The organism is Geobacillus sp. GHH01 (assembly GCF_000336445.1).
Taxonomy (GTDB): domain Bacteria; phylum Bacillota; class Bacilli; order Bacillales; family Anoxybacillaceae; genus Geobacillus; species Geobacillus zalihae.
Genome location: NC_020210.1, coordinates 2,162,099 through 2,174,272, shown reverse-complemented (window position 1 = coordinate 2,174,272; position 12,174 = coordinate 2,162,099). Strand labels below are relative to the sequence as shown.

Sequence of the window (12,174 nt, the reverse complement as noted above, 5' to 3'; positions counted from 1 at the left end):
TCAGCCTACTCCCTTTTCTTTACAGGCATTTTCAAAAGCGCAGTAGCGGCAGTGCGCTCCAGCTTTTTTAGAAAAGTGGCCTGATTCGATTTGTTGTGCGTAATAGGATAATGATTGTTCTGCCGCGCGTTCTTTTCGGCAAAACCTGCTAAGCAAATCAAAGTAATCCTTTTTAACTTGATCGAGCTTTTGCTGTTCATCCCTCGTTTCATTTGCAGAGAATGATAATATCTTCCTCATATTGGTAATAGAGTAATAATGAGTGATTGTTGGATAGGAAACGCGCAATTGACGCTCGCCGACAAATGTATATCCTTTAATTTTTGATTCTTGTCTTTGTTGTGTAATGGATAATGATGCTCGGTTGTAATCTGGGTTTGATAATATTTGGTTAAGCAATCTTTGTAGATGGAAATGAACACGCATTTTTACATCTTCCCAATAACGCTGCGCCATTGGAAAAGCAGTTTTTAGTTCTTTCTCTGCATGAGCAATAATATTAGGCAAGGCATGCGTAATTGTATGCATATTTTCCTTGGAGACTTCAGGAAACTGATTTACTAATAAAACAACAGCCTTCTCATACAAAAAAGAAGCTGCATAGTTTTGAAGGTGGAAGGCGGATGAATATACGTATTCATGCTCCAAGTTTTTTTCGTAATAAAATCTCCTTGGACAGAGTTGGTAAACTGCAACATCTTCAATCGTGATGATTTTATCCTTAGACATAGGCGGCAGATTTTGTTCATAGAATGGCAAAACCTGAGCATCGGAAAGTCTGCCGGCGTCAAATAGCAGACCTTCTTTTTCTAATAGGTTTTCAATGGATGACAGGTCGTCGTCTGTTTCCCCAATTCCGAGTGCTTTAGCTATGTCATATAAGTAATGAGATGGGGATAATTTAATTCCGTCCTCAAACCGCGAATAGCAAATAAAAACAGACTTTTTCGCTGCTTGTAGAGCAGTATAGATATAATATACTGAGCGGTCTGCATAATAACGCAACAAGGAAATTTCATTCGAAAACTTTTGTACAGTGGCGGTGTTTAAAATTTTTCGTTCAATGTCCGCCGACATCGGCCATGCATAAGCAATCCGTTCTGGATACATATGCTGGTTGAATCGGGTAATAAAAACATATTCGTATTTTTGGTACTCTACGTTGTTTGGTCCGGTGACCAAAACTTTGCTCAGTCGTACTTTTCTTTGATCATTCTCTTTTTCATGCTGCTTGTCATTCAAAACTGCATAAATGCGTCTTGCAAATTCGGAACGAGTAATTGCAAGATGGTTATGAAGAGTCAATTCTTCCACAATTTCCGAAAGCCGCTCTTTGATTTCCTCCTCTATTTCATTTGTATAAGGTGATTCTTCAAAGTAACGAACAATATGGTCAAGATGTTCTGTAAACGTCATATCCGATGCGGACATTAAATCAGAACTGATCGTTGCAATGATTTCAATGATATTTTTTACGTTAATTAATGTGTCCTTGCTAATGTAATATAATGGGTGAGATGTATAATCATCATTTATTTGATCCTTCGCTGCAATTAGTTCGTCGATTTTGTTGAACCAATCAGGAAATGTTTTACAGTCCTCGAAAAAGGCCTGCAGATCGACGATGCACTGAAATACAGCTTTATCAGGAATCTGTATTAAATCACCTTCAATGAGTTCAAGAACCATGTTTATATCTATAAAATGAGGAAGTTCTAGCACTCCGATACGGTCATCGGTATGGATTTTGAGCAAATTAAAAACGGCTCTTCCATGAGGAAGATGAATCAACGAGCGTTCAGGAACTTCCATTGCAATTCCATAGATTTCGGCAAGTTCTCGAACCGTCGGGCGTAGCTCCATTGGATTCGGTGTAATTAAGGCAATTTCATGAGGTTTTGCTGCTCCTTGTTCGATCAGTTTGCCTGCACGCTCTACAATATAGTCCAGTTCTTCCTCTTCAGAAACGAAACGCAATACTGTTACTGAACGATCGCTAATCTCATTAACTTTAGAGTGAAAAATGGATTGCGCAAGTTGCCGGACAGTACTATGGGCAATTTGTTGTGATTTGATCGATTTCCACTCTGTCATAGGTGCGAAGTTCACATAGGTTGTTTTAACTGCTTCGAACGCAGGGTTATTCGGAAAGTCTAGGTCGATAGGAATAAAGCAAATAATTTTTTTATCCACTTGTTGAAAACGGTTGATGAGCATTTGATGTTTTGGCAATATGGGCAAGAAGGCACCATCAAGCAAAAGCATATCAAAACTTTCAAAGTCGCATTCTTGAAGAAGCCGTACACACGCCTGTCCGTAGTCAAGTACACCTTGTTGTGAAAGCTCTGCTAAATAATTTTCATACAAGTCGCAAATGAGTCTCCACGACTGTGTAGCATCAAGAGCGCGAATTTCCTCTAGGGATAGGCCGCTTTGCGAAAGTGTAATGAAGCACTCAGAGATATCTTGTAATGAAGATTTCCAAGCAATATTATTAGAGAATGAATGACTTTCTAAAACCCGCCCAATTATTACTGCAGATTCTCGTTTGGACAAAACGGTATATGGTCCAGTTTTGATTAATTTTAGCAGGAAACGGTCCATTTCATAAAGGAAAATTCCTTTTTGTTCTAATGTTTTAGCTACTGTTCGAAAATCAGTTTCATTATTTTGAAATAACTCTTTGTGTTGATTTCTGTAACTTTGCAATCTCTTTCGATACAAAATAAGGGTTGGTACAATATGGAGTATTTTTTTTTGACTGTATAAACTAATCTTTTTATTAAGCCATTTGTCTACGTCGTCTGTATAAGGGGTACAAAGTATTTCCAAGTTCATCCCACCTGTATATATTTTCTAAGAGATATAGTATAATATGAAAATAGGAATTATCAACCTTTATTATAAAGCAGTTTTTGTGGCTATGGATCCCATCAATTGTATATTTTTGCGGAACAAAAGACATTAATTTAAGTCAAAAGGCATAAAAGGAGGAACAGCAATGAATAAGGATGATGAAAAACTTCTGGAATCTATATGCCAAAAACATGGCGTCCATCCTTCCTATCTTAAACAGTTGTTTCTTATTGAGAAAGAATATGCGGATAGAAATATGTATACAAGAAGTGGTATCTATAAGGATATTAAGCGTAAAATTGACGAATGGACGAAATGAGGTAAGGAGAGAGGGTCATGATTTTTGAGTATATAAAATTCAAAAACTATCGCCCTTATTATGGGGAGCAGATCCTTCATTTTCGCGGCCGGAAAAAAGAGCCGCCTTCGGCATACAAGAAAAATATTATATTAATTGGAGGATTAAACGGTCACGGAAAAACGTCATTAATTAACGCGATCTTTATTTGCTTTTATGGTCGCCGTAAATTCAAGGCCAAAGAGTATGAGGAATTGCTTCGAAATGCAGTAAACAAAAAGCATCTTGCCGAGGGGGGGAACGAAGGGTCCGTTGAACTTGCTTTCACCGACCATACGGGGAGCTATGCCATTGAGGTGGTCTTTAATCACCGGGATCTTAAGGAAACTCGTCGCATCTATCAATTAAATGAAGAGATGCAGAAAGTACGGGAAATCGCCACGACAGAGCAAGCATTTTTCGAGTTTATCGACCAACGCATTCCAATGGATGTATCACAATTTTTCATATTCGACGCAGAAAAAATTCGCGATTTAGTCGGCGAACAAGACAGCGCAGAGACGATCCGCGCCATTCAAAAAGTTGTTTCTTTGGAGCTTTACAACCAATTGTTAAAGGACTTGGATCACATATCGAGGGAGTTGACAAGGGATTTAAAGAAACAAGTGAAAGATAGCGACATTGAGGCGATTCTTGACCGCGCTGATGAAATAAGTGACAAGCTTGATAAATACAAAGATGAAGAAACTAAGATCGATGAACAGCTAGCTGTGCTGTCTGATCAAGTAAGGCATCTTGAGCGTGAGCGGCGGCAGCTTATTGCGCAATCGAGCGCGACAAAGCAAGAATTGAGCCGATGGATTGGCGAGTACGAAGAAAAGGTTAATCAATATCGGGCCTTTTTAAAAAAATTTAAAGAAAAAGAGCTTTATCAGTTGATCTTGCTTCCGGCAATTCGTCAATTAAAACAAAACATAAGAAAAGAACGGGAATATTTAGATGCGAAATATAAAGAAAAAATGCAGTTTGCGCCATACGAGCAGTTTATTGAGAAACTTCTGGAAGTGAGTGTTTTTCCACCTCTCTTAAAAAGTCAGAAAAACCAATTAAAAGCGAAAGGTAAAGACATTTGGGCCCAACTAAATAACATTCAACGGTCACTTCTTAAAGAAGATGTAAATGTTATTCATGATTTATCGAATAAGGATTATCACTTTTTATTGCAGTACCCTGAAGCGAAAGCGCAGAACATTCGCACGGTTCTCGAAGAAATGAAAAAGGCGGAGGATATGTTAGAAAAGTATAGAGCTCAATTTGATGAGGCTCCTGATGCGGTGGATACAACCGAGCTTGATGAGCAAATTAAGGAATCCCATCAGCAGCTTGGGGAGTTGCGGCAAAAAAAGAAAGATGTATTTTCCATTGTTCGTAAGTTGCGTGATGAACACACAAAACTTCAACGAGAAATTACAGAAAAGCAAAAGTTAAGGGACGAGCTCGGGCCGGTCGAGAAAAAAATCCAGTTGTTAAACAAGCTCCGTAGCGCAACACAAGAGTTTATCGACCAAGTGACGTTGTTGAAAGCCAAGCAGTTGAAACTTCAAGTAGAGACGATCATGGAACAAATGTTTCGGAAAAGCGAATTTGGTGAAGTAAAATTCCACCCAGAAAAATTCACGTTAACTATTTACAACAAAGAAGGCCAAGAAGTTGACTTAATGTCACGATCGGAGGGTGAGAAGCAGTTGATTGCCCTCGCGATGATTTGGGCGTTGACGAAAGTATCGGGAAGCCAGATTCCGTTTGTCATTGATACGCCATTAGCGCGCTTGGACAGCATTCACCGGTCTAACCTTGTACAACATTACTTTACGAAGCTAAGCGACCAAGTCATCATTTTATCAACGGATACAGAGATCACAAGCGATTTTTATAGTGAACTTGCTCCGTTTATTGAAAAATCTTATATTTTAAACTTTGATGAGGAAGAACAATATACGAAAATTGAGGAAGGATACTTTTTTGAGAAGGTGAAAAATCCGTGGCTGGTATGAAACTATCAAAGAATGGATTCGAAATTTTACAAAGAGTGATGGCAGAGCTCGAAATGGAACGTCCTGACGTGTTAAGACTCGCGTTTGCCAAGGGATTGACGGAATCGGAACTAATTCAGGAAAGAGAAAAAGAGGAGATGGCGAATATCGATATTCCGGTATCTGTTATCGCGAAAGGTGATGATATCGTATTGATCAAACATCTGTTGATCGATAAAGTGCAGACTCAAATTAATGATGAAGCGTTGGATAAGCTTATTATCAGCTGCATTGAACAAGGATTAGAAATTATGAATGAGGAATTAAATCAGCTGACAGGGGCGGATAGCTATTTTTTCTACTTATTAGAAAAGCATGGGATTGCATAGGGATGTATAAAAAACAGGGGATGATGAATTTTATGATCATCCCCTGTTTTGTTTTAAGTAGATGTTTAAATAGACAAGCTTTTTACAGCATGATCCAAACAGACGCAAAAACGGTCGATGTCTTCTTGACTGATGTATTTATTCAGCGAGACCCGGAAAGAACTACGGATTTGAATAGCATTAAGCCCCATTTCTTTCAAAACATATGAAGGTTCGTTAATGGAGCAAGCTGAGCCGGTCGAGATCGCAAATTGATCCTTTAAGGTACGAATGATCAACTCATTGCTTACATTAGGGATTGTAAAGTTTAATATTCCAGGAATTTTGTCGATTGGATGTCCGTTAAATTGAATGGCCGGAAACAAATCCTTTAGCTTATTTACTAAGTATGTTTCCAATTCCATCAACTTCTGATGTTGATCTTTGTAATTCAGTTTTGCCAGTTCGGCAGCTTTCCCTAGCCCGACTATATTATGGACGCTTAACGTCCCGGAACGGTATCCGTTCTCCTGATTGCCGCCATGGAGAAGGGGAGTGATTTTTGTCCGCAAACCAAGCTCCTGTTTCCGGATAAAGCAAGCGCCAATTCCTTTTGGTCCATACAGTTTATGGGCAGATAACGAGAGAAAATCGACCGGTGTTTTAGAAAGATCGACCTCAATTTTCCCGACCACTTGGGTTGCGTCTGTATGAAAAAACGCATTCGGATAGTGCGATTTAACATATTGGGATAAAGCGGGGATATCATTCAAAGTTCCGGTTTCATTGTTTCCCCACATGATCGATACGAGAATGGTATCCCCACGCATGGCCTTTTTCAACGATTCCAATTGCACTTGTCCAAGAGAATCCACGTCTAAGTAGGTGACCTCAAAACCTTCTCCCTCTAAAAACTTGCACGTTTCTAAGACGGATTTATGTTCGGTTTTGGATGTAACGATATGCTTTCCCTTCTCTTTGTAAAAATGGGCAACTCCTTTTAGGACAAAGTTGTTGCTTTCAGTAGCACAGCTTGTAAAAATAATTTCATCTGGATCGCAAAAGAGGAGGGAAGCGACGTGGGAGCGCGCTTCCTCTACCGCTCTTTTTGCATTTTCCGCAAGGGTGTAATATTTGCTTGACGGGTTACCATACTCTTCAGTCAAGTATGGCCACATCGCTTTGCTGACTTCCGGATCGATCGGAGTCGTAGCGCTGTTGTCGAGATAAATCATCGTATCATCTCCAACTCAAAGTTTGCTAACCCTTTAATTAACTTTTCATAATTGCCGGCATACTTATACTCATTTTCTAACCATTTAGCCCCGCGGTCCAGATGTTTTTTGATCAAGGACGGAAAGTATTCATCATCTGTGATGGGACGGCCCAGCTGCTGAGCGATCAGCGCTTTGTAAACAAAATCGTACTCCCCCGTCAACGTATTGCGGTTGAATTCCAAGCCGTTAGTATCCGACTCGAACGATTCGATTGGCTCTTTCGACAGCAGGGACAATGCAATAGCCAGACGTGCGAGGACGTTAGGCGTAAGATTTGTGCTGGATTGCAGCTGTTTTAAAATATCCATTGTCTCCTTTGACGTTTTTAGGCGAAACTGCATAGATCAAATCCTCACTTTTTGGAAGAAGTAATGGTTATTAACATGGACTCGGTTTGAACTGCGGTCATAATGTAAAGAAAATTCCCGCTGGATATAAGGTTTCATTTGATTATAGTAGTATTCGTCCACTTCTGTATTCGTTGACAAGATAATGACCTGATTGGCAGCGATAGGCAAGTATTTTTGGATTAAGTTTTCTTTATGCGTCCGATCGAGGCGGCCAAACAAGGTGTCCAGTACAAAAGGTATTTGCCGTTTAGACGCTTTTAATAGCGCCCAAAGCAGTGATAAAAAGAATAATTGTGTTTCCCCTGCTGATAAGGAGTGTTTAAATACAGGTTTATTGGAATAGTTTAGCATCGTGATTTCAAACGTTTGCGGGTCAATTCTAAAAGAGTTTAAAAATTGGCCTTTCCGCATCAACGAGTTAAACATTTGCAGGAAATACCGTTCTACTGTTCCTAGATATTTTTTGATCTGTTCCTCCTGATAGCGAGATAAAACGCGGCTCAGCTTTTGACACAGTTCAAAAATGTTTTCATCTTTTTGCGCTTGGCGGATTCGTTTCTGTACTTTTTCTCTCTTAGCAATCAATTCTTGATAAAATTTTTGCGCTTCAAACAGTTTGGCCGTGTTTGCCTCAGTTTCATATTTGATTTGTTCATGGAGACGGGTATGCTCGTTTAGCTTGTTGATGATCTCCTTCAGCGACTCGTCTGTAAGACTGTGCTCAATCTGCTTTTTTATCGTATAAATTTCATTTGTCAAATGTTGAATCCTTGCGAACCATTTATCAATCAGTTCTCCATCAAAATGACGCACTTGCTTGAACAAATTTCTAATCGTCTGCTTTTGTTCCGAATTCATTTGGTGAATAAATTGGAAACGCTCAAAGTTAATGCCAACCGGTTTCATTGACTGAAACAATTTCTCTTTCATCGCCTCGGTGAAAGAGGACGTTGCTTCTCTTCCATCAAGGTCCGTAATGCGGAAATGGCGCGAAAGCTCCTTAAATAACAGCGGAAGTGTTTCGTTGTTTAACTCTTCTTTCAATGTATTGTATCTCTCGACACGTTCCTCTGCATCAATTTGGGTAACCGTCTGCTGCAAAAGACTCTGCACAATGACAAAAGGAAGCAACTCCGAAGCCGTTTCTTTAATTTTTTCGGCGATCTGTTTCTTTTCTTGCTCCATAAGAAAAATTTGTTCGTTTAGTTTTTCTCGCTCGCGAGCCATCATTCCCCCTTTGACGGAGAATTCCCGTTGGAGCTCTTGGATAGTTACTTGAATATCTTTCTCCTGTTCTTTCAATTCCTCAATCCGCCTTTCGAGGCTACGGATCACATGTTCCTGATTGCGGAGATCATATTCGATTTGTGTGTACTCTTTTTGTTCCTGGGTCAGGCTGGTAAATATGTTGTCCTGTTTCAAATACTTAAGCAAGTCTTCCTTTAACGTATCAAACAAGTCTAAGTTGAACAGTGTCATAAATGCTTCTTTTACGTTCTGTTCAAATTGTGCATCGAGGACGTATTGCTGAACTCTTTCACCGTCAAAAAACAAAAAGTCAAACAGGCTTGGCGGCAGGTTGCGCCGCAAGAAGTGATAAAACTCCTCCATTTGGTTGTCGGTAAGCGGAATGCCGTTTTTGGAAATTTGCAGATGCTCCTTTACGGTCTCTCTCGTGAGCTCCCACTGCCGGATTATATAATAATTTTCCGGCTCTCCATTATTATACAGAGTAAAATCTATTTCCACCCCGGCCATTTTGTTGCCTTCGGCTCGGGAATAGATATTGATTTTATCTTTAATAAAATCGATATATTTGGCGTTTGCCGATTTATATCCTAAAAACAGCGGACCGTAAAGCGCCAATTTGATGGCAGACAGGAAGGTCGTTTTCCCTGTTCCGTTCTCCCCCCCAATCAAAATAATGTTGGCGCGCCCCTTTTTGTTTCCAAAGACAAATTCATTTCGTCCATAATAAATGCCAAAGTTTGTAATTACTAGTTGGTTAATCTGCATAGTCGTCACCTTGTTGTAGTTGATTAAAATGTAGCCATTCCTCATTCAAAATCCGGTTGATATCTTTTAAAATGCCGTATCGATGCTTATATCCATAATGTTGAAATTCAAGGTGCACAAGTTTTTGGACAAGTTCAAACTCCAATTCTTCTTCATGGCACAGCTTTTTAAGCAGCTTGATGTCCTCGCTTTCAAGAAACTTGCTTTCTTCTATGTCCCAATTCGGGCGATGTCCGTATACTTCCTCGTAAATGGCTAAAACGGAGTCTTCCCAATCCCCTTTTTCAAACCAAATTTTACGTATTTCTTTCAGTTCTTCGACAGTGATCAATTCATATTTGGGTTGATGAGGATGTTGCAACTGCTTTTCTGTTTCCAACAGCTTTCTTAAAATTTCTTTCCGATGTTCAAGGGTATATGGACCTAACCCTAACCGTTTATTGTCCTCGTCGCCAATTAAATATACTGAACCGTTCGCCCGCTTCTTTTCGCGATAATCTTCTTTGTCACGGTTTTCCATGAGCCAGTTTCGAAACTTTAGGAGCGGTGTTAACCATTCATCACCAGACTCGATAAACCCTTTTAACGATTTATCTTCTTGCACAACTGTACATACCCAGCAACCGAAGCGGCTGTTGCCGCACGAGGGCGTTGAATTGTCGATGACTAATGGACATTCCCCCTGACTGTCTTGGTACAAGGCAAGCAAGTCGGCGTTATCAGCTCCCCAAGGATTTGGCACTTGCATTAAATATGTCCAAACATCGTCTAACGAGAAATCTTCAATCGGCGCATAAACGTAAGAATTAGGGAGTTTAGTATGACGCCGTAAAATTTTCCCTTCAATTTTATGGGTATTCATGACTTGCGCCCTAGTCGAGCTTTCCGATTTCCGCACTCCGAGTACGACGACCGTTTCACCAAACTCTGACACTTTGTTTAAGATGAAGTTGTTGGCTGGGTCTATTTTTAAACGGTCTGTACACCACCTGAATTTCTGTCGAGGAGCCGGGTAACCCCGACCGATCAAGTTGACCCAGAAAGTGTTTGTAATGTTTGGCATTACTTTTTCAACATGAATAGGAAGTTCAAGCTCGTTGGCAGCTTTTTTCATTTTCAATAGCTGTGTATCGATGTGTTCAAGTATTTTAGGGTTTTCTACCATCGTATCGGATGAGATAATGTAGACAGGTTTTGTCAATTCATTTTTGCTCATTGATGACAGCGCATAAAAAATAATCTGAACAACAACAGTAGAGTCCTTGCCACCACTAAAGCCCACAACCCAGGGGCGGTCATCCGATTTGTATACTTCCTGAACGTTTTTATACAAATCTTCTTTTTTATGATTTAAAAAATAATGAAGTCCCATTCGCTTATACTCCTTTTTTTCAAAAATACAACATAATGCAATCGACAAGAGATTTATGTAACAGGTAGTTTTTGTGTATTGATAGAAACTATGTGCACATAGTACGTTGTTCGATAATCATCGGTAATGCAAAAGGGATCTATTATATTATTTTAAACTATTGATTATATAGATTCAATTTGAAGGTTTGACATTTATATATACATGCAACATGAAGTCCAAAAATCCAACAATATCGCGGCATGGGCAGCGGTCGTTGGATGAAACACCGTTTCGCCATCGTGGATAGATTCGGAAGTCTATTTATTTAAATGTTTGAAAAATATAAATTATTTATTGACTTGCTTGCCAAAACGGTTTATGCTGATGTTATGACTTTTAGAAAGCAGAGGAGAGATGAGCAATGAGTGTAGCGCAGGAAAGAAGAGGGTATTTTGGCGAGTTTGGCGGCAGCTTTGTTCCGCCTGAACTGCAGGAAGTGCTTGACTACTTGGAAGAGCAGTTTCTGAAATATAAAGATGACCCGGAATTCAATGAGGAGTTTCGAACCTATTTGCGGGAGTATGTCGGCCGTGAGAGTCCGCTGACGTTTGCGGCGCGGTTGACGGAGCGGCTCGGCGGGGCGAAGATTTATTTGAAGCGCGAAGATTTGAACCATACCGGTTCGCATAAAATCAACAACGTGATCGGGCAAATTTTATTGGCGAAGCGGATGGGCGCGAAGCGGGTCATTGCGGAGACAGGCGCAGGCCAGCACGGGGTGGCGACCGCTACCGCATGCGCCATGTTTGGCATCGATTGTACCATTTATATGGGAGAAGAAGATACGAAGCGCCAGGCGCTTAATGTGTTCCGCATGGAGCTGTTAGGGACGAAAGTCGTGTCGGTCTCGAAAGGTCAAGGACGATTGAAGGATGCCGTGGACGAGGCGCTGAACGATCTTGTGCAAAACTATAAGACTACATTTTACTTGCTTGGTTCGGCGGTTGGTCCGCATCCGTACCCGTCGATGGTGAAACATTTTCAGTCGGTTATTAGCGAAGAGAGCAAGCGGCAGATTGTAGAGAAGGAAGGACGTCTTCCGGATGCGGTAGTGGCCTGCGTCGGCGGGGGAAGCAACGCCATCGGGGCGTTCGCCCACTACTTGGATGAACCGAGCGTGCGGCTCATCGGTGTCGAGCCGGAGAAGGCAGCGACGCTAACGAAGGGCGTTCCGGCCGTGTTGCATGGATTCAAGTGTTTGGTGCTCCTTGATGAAAATGGAAACCCGCAGCCGACATACTCGATTGCCGCCGGGCTTGATTACCCGGGCATTGGTCCGGAACATAGCTACTTGAAAGTGTCCGGGCGGGCTGAGTATTATACGGTCACGAACGAAGAAGTGCTTGAGGCGTTTCAACTGCTGTCTAAAACAGAAGGAATCATCCCAGCTCTCGAGAGCGCCCATGCGGTGGCGTACGCTATCAAGCTCGCGCCGACGTTAAGCAAAGACCAAATCATCATTGTGAATTTGTCGGGGCGCGGGGATAAGGATGTTGAGCAAGTGTTTTCCATGTTGCAATCGTGAAGAAAGCAGGCGGTTGTTCACGACGGTGTTCGCGTGA

General features: G+C 40.9%; 9 protein-coding genes. 4 read left to right on the top strand and 5 right to left on the bottom strand.

The window, feature by feature from the left end; translation table 11 throughout:
* Complete coding sequence (locus GHH_RS10605) at positions 1-2,838, bottom strand: hypothetical protein (protein ID WP_371198445.1); 2,838 nt, start codon at positions 2,836-2,838, stop codon at positions 1-3.
* Between the two features lie 163 nt (positions 2,839-3,001).
* Here GHH_RS10605 and GHH_RS19180 point away from each other — a divergent pair, with 163 nt between their 5' ends.
* From GHH_RS19180 to GHH_RS10595, 3 genes are read left to right on the top strand one after another with little or no spacing between them, the layout of a single operon-like run.
* Positions 3,002-3,175 carry a DNA modification system-associated small protein gene (locus tag GHH_RS19180; protein WP_015375168.1) on the top strand — a complete coding sequence of 58 codons (174 nt, stop codon included), beginning with the start codon at positions 3,002-3,004 and terminating at the stop codon, positions 3,173-3,175.
* Between the two features lie 17 nt (positions 3,176-3,192).
* Entirely contained in the window at positions 3,193-5,208 is a 2,016-nt protein-coding gene (gene dndD / locus GHH_RS10600) for a DNA sulfur modification protein DndD (RefSeq protein WP_015375167.1), read from the top strand.
* Entirely contained in the window at positions 5,205-5,576 is a 372-nt protein-coding gene (locus GHH_RS10595) for a hypothetical protein (RefSeq protein WP_236612613.1), read from the top strand. Before dndD (GHH_RS10600) ends, GHH_RS10595 begins: the two co-directional genes overlap by 4 nt.
* Before the next feature lie 65 nt (positions 5,577-5,641).
* Here GHH_RS10595 and GHH_RS10590 read toward each other — a convergent pair whose 3' ends face one another.
* From GHH_RS10590 to dndC, 4 genes are read right to left on the bottom strand one after another with little or no spacing between them, the layout of a single operon-like run.
* Positions 5,642-6,790, bottom strand: coding sequence for a cysteine desulfurase family protein (locus GHH_RS10590; RefSeq protein WP_015375165.1), 1,149 nt, complete (start codon positions 6,788-6,790; stop codon positions 5,642-5,644).
* Complete coding sequence (dndE, locus tag GHH_RS10585; protein WP_015375164.1) at positions 6,787-7,173, bottom strand: DNA sulfur modification protein DndE; 387 nt, start codon at positions 7,171-7,173, stop codon at positions 6,787-6,789. Before dndE ends, GHH_RS10590 begins: the two co-directional genes overlap by 4 nt.
* 3 nt (positions 7,174-7,176) lie before the next feature.
* Positions 7,177-9,198 carry a DNA sulfur modification protein DndD gene (gene dndD, locus GHH_RS10580; protein WP_015375163.1) on the bottom strand — a complete coding sequence of 674 codons (2,022 nt, stop codon included), beginning with the start codon at positions 9,196-9,198 and terminating at the stop codon, positions 7,177-7,179.
* Positions 9,188-10,570 (bottom strand): DNA phosphorothioation system sulfurtransferase DndC, encoded by a 1,383-nt coding sequence (dndC, locus tag GHH_RS10575; RefSeq protein ID WP_015375162.1) that lies wholly within the window; start codon positions 10,568-10,570, stop codon positions 9,188-9,190. Before dndC ends, dndD (GHH_RS10580) begins: the two co-directional genes overlap by 11 nt.
* A gap of 403 nt (positions 10,571-10,973) precedes the next feature.
* On the opposite strand from dndC, the gene trpB reads away from it, so the two are divergent.
* Positions 10,974-12,137, top strand: a complete 1,164-nt coding sequence (gene trpB, locus GHH_RS10570) for a tryptophan synthase subunit beta (RefSeq protein ID WP_015375161.1) — start codon at positions 10,974-10,976, stop codon at positions 12,135-12,137.
* Positions 12,138-12,174 lie beyond the last annotated feature (37 nt).

Coding starts and splice junctions, on each gene's coding strand:
- GHH_RS10605 (WP_371198445.1), bottom strand. CDS start 2,838: ATGAACTTGGAAATACTTTGTACCCCTTATACAGACGACGTAGACAAA.
- GHH_RS19180 (WP_015375168.1), top strand. CDS start 3,002: ATGAATAAGGATGATGAAAAACTTCTGGAATCTATATGCCAAAAACAT.
- dndD (WP_015375167.1), top strand. CDS start 3,193: ATGATTTTTGAGTATATAAAATTCAAAAACTATCGCCCTTATTATGGG.
- GHH_RS10595 (WP_236612613.1), top strand. CDS start 5,205: ATGAAACTATCAAAGAATGGATTCGAAATTTTACAAAGAGTGATGGCA.
- GHH_RS10590 (WP_015375165.1), bottom strand. CDS start 6,790: ATGATTTATCTCGACAACAGCGCTACGACTCCGATCGATCCGGAAGTC.
- dndE (WP_015375164.1), bottom strand. CDS start 7,173: ATGCAGTTTCGCCTAAAAACGTCAAAGGAGACAATGGATATTTTAAAA.
- dndD (WP_015375163.1), bottom strand. CDS start 9,198: ATGCAGATTAACCAACTAGTAATTACAAACTTTGGCATTTATTATGGA.
- dndC (WP_015375162.1), bottom strand. CDS start 10,570: ATGGGACTTCATTATTTTTTAAATCATAAAAAAGAAGATTTGTATAAA.
- trpB (WP_015375161.1), top strand. CDS start 10,974: ATGAGTGTAGCGCAGGAAAGAAGAGGGTATTTTGGCGAGTTTGGCGGC.